Raw genomic sequence first — 13,562 nt, 5'->3', positions numbered from 1 at the left:
ACCCCGACGCCTGGCATCCCACACGCCGGGACGTCGCACAGATCACCAAGGACGGCAGGGCCGTCCATGCCTGAATCCGCCGAGAACCGCACCCGAGGAGCATCCGTGACCGCACCCACCACCATCGGCATCCTCGGCGCCGGCAAGGTCGGCACGACACTGGCCCGGCTGGCCGTCGCCTCAGGCTTCCGCGTGCTGATCGCCGGATCCCAGGAACCTGCGCGCATCGCGCTGACCGTGGAGGTGCTGGTGCCCGGCGCCACGGCCGTGCTCGCCGACGAGGCGATCCGCCAGGCCGACATCGTCGTGCTCGCGCTCCCCCTCGGCAAGCACGACACCCTGAACGCCGAGCTGATGCGGGGAAAGCTGGTGATCGACACCATGAACTACTGGTGGGAGACCGACGGCATCCGCGACGATCTGGACGATCCCCGCACCTCGACCAGCGAGATCGTGGCGGCGCACCTCGCCGGCGCGCGCGTCGTGAAAGCGCTGAACCACATGGGCTACCACGACCTCGAGGACGAGTCGCGTCCTGCGGGCAGCGCCGATCGCAAGGCCATCGCCGTCGCCGGTGACGACGCCTCTGACGTCGCAGCGGTCTCAGCGCTCGTCGATGCGCTGGGCTTCGACGCCGTGCCGGTCGGAGCCCTGGCCGACGGCGTGATGCTGCAGCCCGGCTACCCGACGTTCGGCGCGAACGTCACCGCCGGCAGGCTGCGCGAGCTGATGGATGCCGCAGCCGAGCAGCACGGGGCTGCGCTGAGCGCCGCCCGCCACGGCGGCTGAGTACACAGGCCCGTCGACGTCGGAACCGCCCCGTCAGAGCGCGCCCTGCGACCAGTCCCATCGCATCAGGTGGTCGCGCAGCCTGGCCGGTGCGCCCTCATCGGACAGGTCGGGACGCCATGCCAGGGAGAGCACTCGCATGCACTGCGGATCATCCACGTCCGCCCACGCGATCGGCGCCTCGTCGCTCCACATCCGGGCCATCCGCGGGAGGAGGCCGATCCCGATGCCGGCGCTGATCATCCCTGCGGTCGCGCCGGGCTCGTCGCTCACGCAGACGATGCGCGGCGCCAGGCCACGCGCGGCGAACAGCCGCTCGAGCAGCTCTCTCTGCCAGTGGCCTCGCCTCGTCGTGACAAACGGCTCGGTCGCGAGCTCCTCCATGGAGACGGCCTCCCGCCCTGCCAGGGGATGTCCGACAGGTGTCGCGAGGTGCACCTGCTCCCTGACCAGCTCCCGGATGCGCAGTTGCCCGCCTCGGGCCGGCTGGGACAGCAGCGCGAGGTCGGATTCCCACGCGTGCAGACCCTGCACGAGATCATCGGACGATCCCTGGCTCAGCGTGATCTCGGTCCGCGGTGACGCGCGCTTGAATGCTCCCAGTGCCCCCATGAGCGTGAACAGGGACTCGGCGGCGACCGCCACGCGTCCCGCCCCCATCTGCTGCGCCTCGTCGATCGCGCGGGCGCCGGCATCGAGCTCGCCCAGCGCGCGCTGCACGTGAGCGCGGTAGATCGAACCCGCAGCATTCAGCCGCATGCGATCGCGGCGGTCGAAGAGCTCAACACCCAGTTGCGCCTCCAGCCGGCCTATCGTGCGACTCAGGGCCGGCTGCGCGATGTGCAGTTCACGAGCTGCTCGACTGAGATGCTCGTGCTGGGCGACCACGAGGAACTGCCGCAGTGCGTTCACATCCATCGCACACCTCCGGGGTCATGATCGATCGATCATACCCGCATACAACTATTGGTCTTCGACAGAAGATCAGATCAGGCATGACAATGCCATCATGGCGCACCCCACCTCACCACCGCCCGCATCGTTGCGATGGCTTCGCTGGGCGGCCCTCGCACATGCCGTCACGGTGTTCGGGCAGCCGGTCTTCGCGGGGGTGTACCTGAGCGGCAGCATCCGCGGTCTCGAACTGCACGCCCGCGGCGCGGACATCGTGTTCGCCCTCGGGCTGCTCCAGCTGGTCCTCGCGTTCATCGTCACCGTCCAGGCACGACGATGGTGGCCCACGGTGCTGAGCGTCCTGCTGGTCGCGGCGGAGACGACCCAGTACATCGCAGGCCTCGACGGCACGCTCTGGCTTCATCTGCCGCTCGGCGTCGCCGTCGTCGCCGGTGCCGCCATCACGGCGATGGCACTGTGGATGCTCCCGTCACCCGCACGCCTCCGCGCCGAGAGGAGCGTCGCGGATGCGTGAGCACGGGCCGGAGTTCACCCGCCGGCAGCTGCTGACCGCCGGTGCCACGGCCGGACTGGTGGTGGCAGGCGGCATCGGATCGGCAGCGGCACTCTCCCGTCACCCCGCGAGCACCGGGGAGCTTCTCCGCAGCGCCGCACGCCTGCCCGCTCCCTACGCGCTGCCGCTGCCGATCCCGCCGACCCTCAGTCGGGTGTCGAGTGACGGATCGGATCGTTACGACATCGTCCAGCGCGTCGCCGACGCGGAGATCCTGCCGGGCATGCGGACGCGGCTGTGGACGTTCGGCGGGTCGTTCCCCGGGCCCACGATCGAGTCGCGCCGAGGCCGATCAGTGCAGGTGCGAGTCCGCAACGAGCTGCCGGTTCCCACCGCCGTGCATCTGCACGGCGGCCGCACACCCGCAGCATCCGACGGCTACCCGACCGATCTCATCCTCCCGCAGGGATGGCCGCAGGAGCCCCCTCCCGCATCGACCCGGGAGATCACTCCGTCTGACACGCACGCGCACGCGCACGGCATGTCAGGCGAGGCGATGCCGGCGCCGATGCACGATCCGCGCGCCGACGTCCAGGTCGGCTCCCGAGCGTATGAGTACCCCCTCGAGCAGCGCGCGACGATGCTCTGGTACCACGACCATCGCATGGACTTCACCGGCCCGGCCGTCTGGCGGGGGCTCGCGGGCATGCATCTCATCCGCGATGACGTCGAGGATTCGCTGCCGCTTCCCCGCGGAGGTCACGAGCTGCCGCTGATGATCTGCGACCGGTCCTTCGACGCCGACGGCGAGCTGCGGTACCCGTCGCTCGACCCTGCGCTGCGCTCGCGGCCCGGGGTGGAGCCGGCGTTCGCCGCCGGAGTGCTCGGAGACGTGGTCCTCGTCAACGGCGCGCCGTGGCCGGTGCACGAGGCGGATGCCGCCCGGTATCGGCTGCGGATGCTGAATGCCTCCAACGCCCGGCATTACGAGGTCGAGGCCGTCGATGAGCAGGGCAGGCGGCTTCCGCTGGTGCAGGTCGGTTCCGATCAGGGCCTGTTGTCGCACCCTGTGCAGCTGCAGACGGTCCCCCTCGCGCCGGCGGAGAGGTACGACCTGATCCTGGATCTCACTCGCGCCCGCATCGGATCGCGGGTGCGGCTGCGCAATCGTCTCGGCGCAGGGCGAACCCGCGACATCATGGCGTTCGACATCGCCCGGCGGGTGCGCGACGAGAGCGCGATCCCCCGGGCCCTGGATCCGGACGTGCCGCACTGGTCGCGCAGCGAGGCCACGGTCACCAGGGAGTTCGCCTTCCGCGCGGGCGGCACGGGGCATGGTCGCGGCTGGGTGATCGGCGGGAAGCCCTTCGATCCGGCGCGCACGGATGTCACCACCAGTCTGGGCTCAGTGGAGATCTGGCGGTTCATCGCCGACGTGCACCATCCCGTGCATCTGCACCTCGCGGGGTTCCGCATCCTGACCCGCGGCGGTCGGCCGCCGCTGGCCCACGACGGCGGCCTCAAGGACACTGTCTCGCTGCGCCCCGGCGAGTCCACCGAGGTGATCACCTGCTTCGACGGCTATCGCGGACGGTACCTGTTCCACTGCCACAACGTCGAGCACGAGGACATGGGCATGATGGCGAATCTGGAGGTCGTCTGATGCTGCCCGGACTGCTCATCACGGCGCTCCTGACCGCCTGCATCGCAGTGCTCGGATGCTGGGCGCCGCGCCGCCCGCGCCCTCTCGCGCTGATGTCGTTCGCGGTCGGGCAGGTCGTGCGCGAACTGCCGCTGTACCCCGCGATCTGGATCGTCCTGGCTCTCGCATTCGCGGTCATCAACCCTGGTCTGACGTGGGCGGATGCCGCATCGGTCGCCCTCGCGGGCGTCACGATCTCGCTTCTCGCCGTCGTCGCCGCCCGTGGGGCCGCCTCGGCCCGCGCCCTGACCGCGGAATTCGCGCGCTTCGGACTCGCCCCGGTGCGTCCGGCGCTCCGCGGCCTGATCTGGCCCTTCCCCCTGCCCGACCGGAGCATCCGGCGGATCCCTGATATCCCCTACGGGCCTGACCGGCGGCAGCGGCTCGACGTCTGGACGCCACTCAGCGCGCACGCGCGGCATCCGGTGCTCGTGTTCTTCCACGGCGGTGGGTACTCCTCCGGAGGGAGACGACGGACGTCGCGCACCCTGCTCACGCGACTGGCACGCGACGGATGGGTGTGCATCACCGCCGACTACCGACTGCGCCCCGCCGCCGGACTGCCCGAGCACCTCGTCGACGGACGGGCCGTGCTGGCCTGGGCTCGGCAGCACTCGGCCGAGCTGGGCGCCCGCGAGTCGGTCGTCCTCGTCGGATCATCCGCCGGGGCGCACCTGGCCGCGCTCCTCGCGCTCGGCTGCGAGAAGGCAGAGGCCGTCGTCGGGTTCTTCGGCTACTACGGTCCGTACTGGGAAGACCCGTCACCCCGAGGCGATCCCCTTCGACTGACGGGTGGCGACGCTCCGCCGTTCCTCCTCATCGACGGCGGACAGGACACGTATCTGCCGCCGGACTCGTCACGAGCCTTCGCCGAGGCGCTGCGCGGCGGTTCGTCTCATCCTGTGCTGCGCGTCGTCCTGCCCGGTGCGCAGCACAACTTCGACCTGACCGGCTCGGTGCGCTTCACCGCGGTCGTGGATGCCGTCCGCATCTTCCTGAACGCGGTGACCTGAGCGGGCACGGTCCGAGGACGCGGAAGGGGCGAGGATCCGAAGATCCTCGCCCCTTCCGACTGGAAGTTGCTTACCAGCTCGACTTGGTGATGCCGGGCAGCTCGCCGCGGTGCGCCATGTCACGGAAGCGGACACGCGAGATGCCGAACTTCGTGAGGACACCACGCGGGCGACCGTCGATGGCGTCACGCGAACGGACGCGCACCGGCGACGCGTTGCGCGGCAGCTTCTGCAGGCCGACGCGAGCGGCCTCGCGGGCCTCATCGGTCGCGGTCTCGTCGACCAGGGTCTTCTTCAGCTCGGCACGACGCTCCGCGTAGCGGGCGACGATGACCTTGCGCTGCTCGTTCTTGGCGATCTTGCTCTTCTTGGCCATGTCTTAACGCTCCTCTCGGAATTCGACGTGCTTGCGGACCACCGGGTCGTACTTCTTCAGCACGAGGCGGTCGGGGGTGTTGCGACGGTTCTTCCTGGTCACGTAGGTGTAACCGGTGCCCGCCGTCGAACGCAGCTTGATGATCGGACGGACGTCCTGTGCCTTCTTGGCCATTAGAGCTTCACACCCTTCGCCTGGAGGTCAGCGACAACCTTCTCGATGCCACGGGCGTCGATCACCTTGATGCCCTTGGCGGACACGTTGAGGGTGACCTTGCGGCCGAGGGACGGGACGAAATACGTCTTCTTCTGCACGTTCGGGTCGAAGCGGCGCTTCGTCCGGCGGTGCGAGTGCGAGACGTTGTGACCGAAGCCGGGAACAGCACCGGTCACCTGGCACACTGCTGCCATGTTGTGACTCCTTCTCTACCGTGAGGCCGGACGGCCTCACCCAAGATCCCTTGTCTGCGCGCCGGCCCTTCGACAGGCTCAGGGACCCAGCGCACGAACTGCGCACAGGAGCGTGCACAGACAAGGGGCTACTTTACCAGAGTCCGCTCACTTCTCCGAACCGGCCACCATGCCCTTGATGAAGTACTTCTGCAGCACCAGGTAGACCACCAGCACGGGCAGGGCGGAGAGCAGGGATGCCGCGGCCGCCGCCCCCACGTCGCTGGCGGTGGCGGAGAAGAACGTCGCGGTGGCCGGCGCGATGGTGCGCATCTCGGGACTGCGCATGAGGTAGACGCTCAGCGCGTAGTCGTTCCACACGTTCACGCTGGTGAGGATCACGACCGTGGCGGTGACCGGCTTGAGCATCGGCACCACCACGCGGAACAGCGCCTGCACGGCGCTCGCCCCATCGACCGAGGCGGCCTCCTCGATGGACACCGGCAGGCCCCGCATGAACGCGGAGTACAGGAAGATCGCCAGCGGCAACTGTGTGGCCGTCATCACCAGGATCGTGCCCCAGTAGGTGTTGATGGCGTGCCACTGGCTCATCATCGAGTACAGCGGCACCAGGATCGACAGCGGCGGGATCATGATGAGCCCGACCACGCCCGCCAGCACGAGCCTGTTGCCGAGAGTGGGGCGCCGCGCGAGCGGGTACGCGGCGAGCGCGCCCAGCACGCACACCAGCACGGTGGCGCCCAGTGTGACGATCGCGCTGTTGCCGATGGCCCGCAGGATGCCGCCCTCCTCGATGGCGGTCGCGAAGTTCTGCCAGTGGATGCCGCCCGAGGGCAGCACCCACTGCGAGGACAGGTCGCTGCGCGCCTTCAGCGCCGAGGTCAGGGTGATGTAGAACGGCAGCAGCTGCAGGAGGACCGCCAGCAGCACTCCCGCACCGATGGCCAGCCGTGCCTTCACAGCTGCTCCATCCTGCGCCGGTTCATCACGGTGTTCAGCGCCAGCGTGAAGATCGCGATGATCAGGAACAGCACGACCCCCATGGCCGACGCGTAGCCGGCCCGCTGGCTGCCGAAGTACATCTTCGCGATGAGCGTGGAGACCGAGTGCGTGGCGTAGCCGGGCCCACCGGCGGTGAGCACCTGGATCACGTCGAAGAGCTTCAGGCCGCCGATGAGGTTCAGCACGATGCTCGTGGCGAAGGCGGGCTGGAGCATCGGGAGCGTGATGCTGCGGAACGTCTGGACGGCGTTCGCACCGTCGAGCGTCGCCGCTTCGAAGTACATGGTGGGGATGGACTGCAGCCCCGCCAGGTAGATCACCATCGAGATACCGACGAACTGCAGCGAGTTGACCAGCACGACGATGGCGATGGCCGTGCCCGAGTCGCTGAGCCACGCCGTGCGCTGCCCGCCCAGCGCGACCACGAGGTCGTTGAGTCCGCCGCCGTTGTACGAGAGGAACAGGTAGTACATGGTGCCCATCACCACCGGCGAGACCAGCACCGGCAGGTAGATGATGGCGCGCGCGATGCTGCGGCCCCGCACGTGCCGGTCCAGCGCCAGCGCGAGCCCCAGTCCGATCACCTGCTGCAGGATCGTCGAGCCCACGCCGTAGAGGAACGTGTTGCCCAGCGCAGTGCGGAAGTTGGGATCCTCGAACAGCCGCAGGTAGTTCTGGATGCCGACGAAGGCGCGGTCCGGCGAGAAGCCGTCCCAGTTCGTCAGCGACAGCAGCACGCCGTTCAGCAGCGGCCACAGCATGAAGACGCCCAGCACGGCCAGCGCCGGCAGGTGCAGCAGGTTCAGGCTCCGCCCCGCGAAGTGCGGGATGCTGCGACCCGCAGGCAGCCTCAGGGGCCCGGATCTGTTCGCGAAGCGGGGGGCGCCCCTCGCGCTCCCCCGCTTCGGCTCATGCACCGCTCGAGCGGTGGTCATCGCAGCGAGTCGTAACTCGACTTCATCTGCTTCACGGCATCCGCCGGCGCCATCTGGCCGGTGATCACGCCGTCGGTCGTGGTGACCATGGTGTCCCAGATGCCGCCGGGCAGGTACACCCGATCGAAGTACGGCTGCAGCGGCAGGTCGCCGGGCTTCACGAACTGGTCGTAGCTGGCCTGCAGCACGCCCAGGTCGCTGGTGGCGTCGGTCAGGCCGGGGATGCCGCCGATGGAGCTCGCGAGCTTGGACAGGTTGCCGGGCTCGGCGAGGTAGGCGATGTAGTCCAGCGCCTGCTTCTTGTTCGGCGATGTCTTGGAGACGCCGTAGGCGCGCCCCTCGCCGCCCACCAGGAACGGCTGGCCGCTCTCGGACGGGATGGGCATGTAGCCGAGATCCGCCTTCGGGTTGAAGCCCAGGGCTGTCGCGACCAGGTAGTTCTGCACGAACACGAAGCCGGTCTTGCCCTCGGCGAGCGCGCGGCCCAGGTCGTCGGTCGTGGCAGAGGAGTAGTCCGGGTTGAACCAGCCGTTCTTCTGCCAGGTGGAGACGTGGTCGAGGATGCGGGTGTAGCCCTTCTCGTCGAAGGTGCCGTCCTTGAACCCGTCCAGCTCCTTCTGCGTGAAGTCGCCCGAGCCGATGAAGTCGGTGATGTTGCCGGCGAACCAGCTGTCCTTGCCCGAGGACGACACCGGGGTGATCCCGCCGTCCTTCAGCGTCTTCAGCGCCTGCTCGAACGCCGTCCAGTCGGTGAGCTTCGTCGGGTCGATCCCGGCATCCTTCAGCACCGTGCGGTTGTAGACGATGCCGGCGACGTCGGTGTCGATCGGCAGAGCGAAGAACTGACCGTCGGAGTTCTCCATCGCCGGCGCCAGCGCCTTGTTGAAGCTCTTGGCCCAGGGCTGGTCGTTCAGAGGCTCGAGGAACTTCGAGTATCGCAGCAGCGACCAGCCGTGGGTCGCCCAGATGTCCGGGATGTCGTTCGAGGCCAGCCGCACCTTGATGTCGTTCTCGTACGTGTCGGTCGAGGGAACCAGGTCGATCTTCACGCCCGGGTTGTCCTTCTCGTACGAGTCGGTGAGCTTCTGCAGCACCTTGAGCGACGGGTCCGTCGACCCGAAGTTGGTCTGCATCTCGATCTTCACGCTGCCGCCGTCACCGCTGCCCCCGGTGTCACCGGAACAGGCCGTGAGTCCGATTCCGGCCGTCGCGACCACCGCGACCACGGCCAGCGCGCGCTTGGAGCTGATGATTGTCGTCATGTCTGGTCCTCGCTGTTCTCGGCATCATCGTCGATCAGAAGAAACTGATGCGCAGTCGTTCGGTTCATGATATGTTACCCGCGTAGATCACTGGGGTACAGAGGGGCCTCGAATCCATTCTGAGGGGCATGGATTCGGGGCCTCTCGCCATGTTGACACCCGTAGACGCGCGATGGAAGACTCGCTCACATGGCGTTCTCCTTGGGTCTCGTCGGCGCGGGGCAGTTCGCCGGTCAGTTCGCAACGCTCTTCCATCACCATCCAGGTGTCTCCGCGGTCCACGTCACCGACGTCATCCGCTCCCGCGCGGACGAGCTGGTCGGCAATGCGGCCCTTGCCGGCACGTTCGCGTCGTTCGACGAGATGATCGCCTCGCCGGCCATCGACGCGGTGGCGATCTTCACACAGCGGTGGACGCACGGGCCGCTGGTCGTGCAGGCGCTGCGGGCGGGCAAGCACGTGTACTCCGCGGTGCCGATGGCGATCACCGTCGACGAGATCGCAGCGATCATCGACGCGGTCCGGGAGACCGGACTGACGTACATGATGGGCGAGACCAGCTACTACAACCCCGCCACCGTGTTCGCGCGTCGCAAGGTCGCCGCGGGCGAGTTCGGCCGGCTGTTCTACGGCGAGGGCGACTACGTCCACGACATGGATCTGGGCTTCTACGAGGCGTACCAGTACTCCGGAGGGGAGAACTGGAAGGCCACGGCCAGCTACCCGCCGCTGCTGTATCCCACGCACTCCATCGGCGGGGTGCTGGGCGCGTGGGACACCCACGCCACCTCGGTCTCCGCGATCGGCGTCGTCGACCAGCGCGGCGACGGGGTCTTCGACCGGGCCGTGAGCCAGTTCGACAACGACTACTCCAACGCCACCGCCCTGTTCGAACTCGCCGGCGGCGGATCCATGCGCACCAACGAGTTCCGCCGTGTCGGCTACCCGTCGCACCTGCGGGAGTCCCGCTTCCGCTGGTTCGGCACCGAGGGATCCTTCGAGCAGCTCGCCCTGACCACCGTGTGGCAGAACCGGCAGGGCGTCGAGGACATCTCGCACCTCATCGACACGCATCCGTCCGTCTCTCCCGACGACCCGTCGCTGGCCGATGTCGCGCCCGCGCTGCGCGGCGCGTTCGTCTCGGGGTACGCCGCCGTGCACGAGGAGGATCGGCGGCGCATCCCGGCGGCGCTGGCGAACTTGCACAACGGTCACGAGGGCAGCCACCATTTCCTCGTGGACGATTTCGTCAGGGCTGTGGAGGACCACACGCTGCCGCCTGTGAACGCCTGGCGCGCCGCACGGTTCACACTGCCCGGCGTCATCGCGCACGAATCCGCCCGCCGAGGCGGCGAGCGCCTCGCCATCCCCGACATGGGAGCACCGGATGCCGGCTGACCACCGCCCCCGCTCGATCACCCGAGCCGATGTCGCCCGCTACGCGGGCGTCAGCACCGCCGTCGTCAGCTACGTGCTCAACGACGGCCCGAAGACGGTCGCCCCGCTCACCCGCGAGCGCGTGCTCGACGCCGTGCGCGTGCTGGGCTATCGCCCCAACGCCGCAGCCAGGGCGCTGTCCAAGGGATCGTCGGACATGTTCGGCCTGCTGGTGTACGACAACCGCAGCCCGTTCTTCGCCGAACTGTGCCACGCGCTGGACCAGGCGGCCGATGAGGCGGGGCGCTCCCTGCTGATCGTGAACTCCGACCGCACGCAGACCGCCACCTCCGAGCAGATCCGAGACCTGGCATCCCGGCAGATCGGCGGCCTGATCATCGCCGACGTGCTGACGGCCGGCGAGCAGTCCCTCGTGGAATCGCTGGGTATCCGGACCGTGATTATAGGCCAGTTCGGCGAGACCGACGGGCTGCACAGCGTGGGCGTGGACTTCGCGCGCGGAGCACGCGAAGCCGTCGAGCACCTGATCCAGCATGGATACCGGAACATCGCGTTCGTCGGCAGCGCCGCGCGCTACGACGAGCGCGAGCGCGGCTGGCGCGAGGCCCTCTCCGCCGCGCAGCTGCCTCCGGGCGCCCTCGTGCACGCGCCATTCAGCTACCGGGGCGGCTACGACGCCGCGCTCCAGCTGCTCCGCAGGCCGACGCGGCCGCGCGCCGTGCTGGCGGCATCCGATCAGATCGCGATCGGGATGCTGGCCGCGTTCGGCGCACACGGCGTGCGGGTGCCCGACGACATCGCCATCGCGTCGTTCGACGGCACGGTGGTCGCGGACTTCGTGTGGCCCCGGCTGACCACGGCCGTGCAGCCGATGGAGCGGATGGCCAGGACGGCCGTGCAGCTGCTGATGGACCCGGATGCCGTGCGAGAGCATCGCGCGTATCCGACCCGTCTCCGCATCCGCGAGTCCTGCGGCTGCACCCCCAGCACCTGACGTCTCGAGCGCCGGGTCACTGAGCCCGCTTCCGCCGGGTCACTGAGCCCGTCGAAGTGCCGCGGCGGCCTCGGCGGCGCCTCGCCCCCAACGGAACGGCGACACGGTGGGGTCGCCCGTGATCCAGAACCGCCACGGGAACGCCATGGTCCCTGCGGTCCCTGCGATGCCCACACGAGGGCCGGCGGAGACGTCAGCCAGCTCGTCGGCCAGCAGCAGGCGCGCGGTTGCGCCGTTCATCTCCGTCCCCGAGGCGATGTCGATGCCGTCGTGCAGGGCGTGCTGCACGCCCAAGGCCTTGGCCAGGCGTCCCGGCCCGCGGGCGAGGTCCCTCAGAGCGGTGCGGCTGAGCGGCGTGGGCACACCGCGGCGTTCGGCGGCGGCATCCGCTCCCACGACGACCTCGCCGGCGCGCAGCAGCACTCCGCCGGCCTCGCCCTTCGGGCCGCAGACGACGTTGATGCAGGAGTGGATGCCGTGGCTGAGGTACACGTACAGATGCCCGGACTCGCCCCACATGGTGGCGTTGCGCGCGGTGTAGCCCATCCGGGCGTGCGAGCCGGGGTCGGGAACGGGTCCGGTGCCCTTGCCGTGGTACGCCTCGACCTCGGTGATCCGCAGCCGGGTCTCCACCCCATCGACGATGGTGATCAGCTGCGCACCCAGCAGGTGCGGCGCCACCTCCACGGGCAGCCCCAGCAGATCATCTCGCTCGGCGAAACGCGTCATCCCCACTCCTTCGTGCTCACGGCTGCGGCGCCTGCCCGCACCATGAGATGTCGAAGCCGCTCAGGGTGGGCAGCTCCTTCTTGCCGCTGAGTTCGAACAGCTGCGTGTGCAGCGTGGTCGGCAGCGGCAGCAGCAGGTCGTCATAGGGGTTGTTCGGCAGGTCGGGGGCGATCACGACGGCCGCGTACTGGCCGCTCGGCGACACGCAGGTCTGCTGGATGGCATCCGTCCCGCTCACCTCGGTCACGATGGTCGCCCTGCCCGCCTCGTCCACGCGCACGAGGGCCTGCCCGGTGGGCATCCCGCTCGCGTCGCGCTGGGTGACGTGCCGCAGGGTGCCGCCGGGGAAGGGGATGATCTCGTCGGCGTCGCCGTAGTCGGGATCGGATGCCGGCAGCGGCGACTCCTTCCCGTCTGCGAGGCCCAGCTGCACGTCGGTGCCGTCTGTGCGCTGGATGACGGCGGTATGCGTGCCCCTGCTGATGCCGAGGATGCCGGCGGCGGTGCCCATGGACTTCACGTCGGGCGAAACGGCGGCATCCTGCAGACCGAGCGCGCCATCGAAGTCGACGAACAGCAGCGACGAGGAGTCCGGCACGAACTGCCACTCCGTGATGCCGGCGTCCTTGCCGCCGACCTGCACGATGCGGGGCTTCCCCTTGCCGTCCAGCGGCTGAGTGACCAGCACGCTCGCGCGCCCGGATGTCTCTGTGAGGTCGCGATCGGAGTAGCTGTAACCGACGTAGCCGCCCCGGTCGGAGAGCTGCACCGAGGAGACATAGCCCTCTCCGGGCAGCTTCAGGTCGCGCTGGCCGGATCCGTCGCGGTTCATCACGATCAGGCGGGATCCGCTCTTGTCCTCGACGGCCACGACGATCTTGTCGGCCGTGGTCCGGTAGTCGTCGATGCGCGCGTGCTGGAACACCGGCGTCGCCCGCTTTCCGGTGAGGTCGGTCGTGAAGATGGTGTCCTTCTTCGCGCCCGGCGCGCGCTGCAGCAGCAGGATGCGGGATGCCGGCGTGGTGAACGACGTCTTCAGGTCGGCTTCGGGACCGCCGTCCGCGGCGGTGACACCCGTGATCCTGACGGTGTAGTCCGTCGAGTCGTTCAGCGCGTTCGTGAAGCGGATACCGATGCTGCGGCCCGCCGCGTCGACCGTGAAAGGCACGGCGGGGGTGATGCTGACCTGCTTCGCGTCGATCGCGTCCACACGTCTGCTGAGCGTGAGGGTGAGGCGGCTGCCCGAGGTCTGGACGGCCTGGGCCGTGTCCACGGAGGCCTGGCTGATGCGCGGCCCCTCCGTGAGGCTCACGACGCCGAGTCCTGCCGCCACGAGGGCGAGCACGCCGAGCACGGACAGGAGCGTGATCGCGAAGCGGCGGCTGCGCGGGTCCGCGGGCCGGCGGAGGCCGGGGGAGTGGCCGGACGTGCCGTCGGGCGCCTCGGCGTGGTCCGCCGTGCGGTCGGGCGCCGGCGTGCTGCGAGCCGGACCGGCATCCTCAGTCTCCGACGAACGGCGGTAGGGCGGGGACGGGACCACGAGT

At 69.1% G+C, this 13,562-nt stretch carries 15 protein-coding genes; 6 read left to right on the top strand and 9 right to left on the bottom strand.

All coding sequences use genetic code 11. The features are described 5' to 3' along the window. The first annotated feature begins 105 nt into the window (after positions 1-105). The gene (locus WA967_RS13725) at positions 106-789 is read left to right on the top strand and encodes an NADPH-dependent F420 reductase (RefSeq protein WP_424423657.1); all 684 of its coding nucleotides are present in this window, start codon (positions 106-108) and stop codon (positions 787-789) included. A 33-nt stretch (positions 790-822) separates the two neighbouring features. On the opposite strand, the gene WA967_RS13720 is transcribed toward WA967_RS13725, so the two are convergent. After that, entirely contained in the window at positions 823-1,707 is an 885-nt protein-coding gene (locus WA967_RS13720) for a LysR family transcriptional regulator (RefSeq protein ID WP_424423655.1), read from the bottom strand. A gap of 91 nt (positions 1,708-1,798) precedes the next feature. On the opposite strand from WA967_RS13720, the gene WA967_RS13715 reads away from it, so the two are divergent. The 3 genes from WA967_RS13715 to WA967_RS13705 are packed head-to-tail and all read left to right on the top strand — an operon-like array spanning position 1,799 to position 4,912. After that, positions 1,799-2,218, top strand: a complete 420-nt coding sequence (locus tag WA967_RS13715; RefSeq protein ID WP_424423652.1) for a hypothetical protein — start codon at positions 1,799-1,801, stop codon at positions 2,216-2,218. Next, the gene (locus tag WA967_RS13710) at positions 2,211-3,860 is read left to right on the top strand and encodes a multicopper oxidase family protein (RefSeq protein ID WP_424423649.1); all 1,650 of its coding nucleotides are present in this window, start codon (positions 2,211-2,213) and stop codon (positions 3,858-3,860) included. The genes WA967_RS13715 and WA967_RS13710 overlap by 8 nt, the downstream gene beginning before the upstream one ends. Further along, the gene (locus WA967_RS13705; protein WP_424423647.1) at positions 3,860-4,912 is read left to right on the top strand and encodes an alpha/beta hydrolase; all 1,053 of its coding nucleotides are present in this window, start codon (positions 3,860-3,862) and stop codon (positions 4,910-4,912) included. Before WA967_RS13710 ends, WA967_RS13705 begins: the two co-directional genes overlap by 1 nt. Positions 4,913-4,982: 70 nt before the next feature. Here WA967_RS13705 and rpsN read toward each other — a convergent pair whose 3' ends face one another. From rpsN to WA967_RS13675, 6 genes are all read right to left on the bottom strand, one after another. Next, positions 4,983-5,288, bottom strand: coding sequence for a 30S ribosomal protein S14 (gene rpsN / locus WA967_RS13700; RefSeq protein ID WP_298866388.1), 306 nt, complete (start codon positions 5,286-5,288; stop codon positions 4,983-4,985). Positions 5,289-5,291: 3 nt separating this feature from the next. Beyond that, positions 5,292-5,462, bottom strand: coding sequence for a 50S ribosomal protein L33 (gene rpmG, locus WA967_RS13695; RefSeq protein WP_344818724.1), 171 nt, complete (start codon positions 5,460-5,462; stop codon positions 5,292-5,294). Next, positions 5,462-5,698, bottom strand: coding sequence for a 50S ribosomal protein L28 (gene rpmB / locus WA967_RS13690; RefSeq protein WP_286300602.1), 237 nt, complete (start codon positions 5,696-5,698; stop codon positions 5,462-5,464). The genes rpmG and rpmB overlap by 1 nt, the downstream gene beginning before the upstream one ends. A gap of 147 nt (positions 5,699-5,845) precedes the next feature. After that, entirely contained in the window at positions 5,846-6,658 is an 813-nt protein-coding gene (locus WA967_RS13685; RefSeq protein ID WP_424423643.1) for a carbohydrate ABC transporter permease, read from the bottom strand. Further along, entirely contained in the window at positions 6,655-7,635 is a 981-nt protein-coding gene (locus WA967_RS13680; protein ID WP_424423640.1) for a carbohydrate ABC transporter permease, read from the bottom strand. The genes WA967_RS13685 and WA967_RS13680 overlap by 4 nt, the downstream gene beginning before the upstream one ends. Further along, entirely contained in the window at positions 7,632-8,897 is a 1,266-nt protein-coding gene (locus WA967_RS13675; RefSeq protein WP_424423637.1) for an ABC transporter substrate-binding protein, read from the bottom strand. The genes WA967_RS13680 and WA967_RS13675 overlap by 4 nt, the downstream gene beginning before the upstream one ends. A gap of 189 nt (positions 8,898-9,086) precedes the next feature. Between WA967_RS13675 and WA967_RS13670 the strand changes: the two genes are divergently transcribed. Next, positions 9,087-10,295 (top strand): Gfo/Idh/MocA family protein, encoded by a 1,209-nt coding sequence (locus WA967_RS13670; protein ID WP_424423634.1) that lies wholly within the window; start codon positions 9,087-9,089, stop codon positions 10,293-10,295. Continuing rightward, a complete protein-coding gene (locus WA967_RS13665; RefSeq protein ID WP_424423632.1) occupies positions 10,285-11,289 on the top strand; it encodes a LacI family DNA-binding transcriptional regulator in 1,005 nt (334 codons plus the stop codon). Before WA967_RS13670 ends, WA967_RS13665 begins: the two co-directional genes overlap by 11 nt. Before the next feature lie 39 nt (positions 11,290-11,328). Here WA967_RS13665 and WA967_RS13660 read toward each other — a convergent pair whose 3' ends face one another. Further along, complete coding sequence (locus WA967_RS13660; RefSeq protein WP_424423629.1) at positions 11,329-12,018, bottom strand: DNA-3-methyladenine glycosylase; 690 nt, start codon at positions 12,016-12,018, stop codon at positions 11,329-11,331. Between the two features lie 16 nt (positions 12,019-12,034). Beyond that, positions 12,035-13,558, bottom strand: coding sequence for an Ig-like domain-containing protein (locus tag WA967_RS13655; RefSeq protein ID WP_424423626.1), 1,524 nt, complete (start codon positions 13,556-13,558; stop codon positions 12,035-12,037). Positions 13,559-13,562: the final 4 nt, after the last annotated feature.

Origin of the sequence: Microbacterium sp. (assembly GCF_049650565.1) — a bacterium.
In the GTDB taxonomy this organism is placed as follows: Bacteria; Actinomycetota; Actinomycetes; order Actinomycetales; family Microbacteriaceae; genus Microbacterium.
The sequence above is the reverse complement of the archived record's forward strand: the minus strand, read 5'-3'. Positions and strand labels throughout refer to the sequence as shown.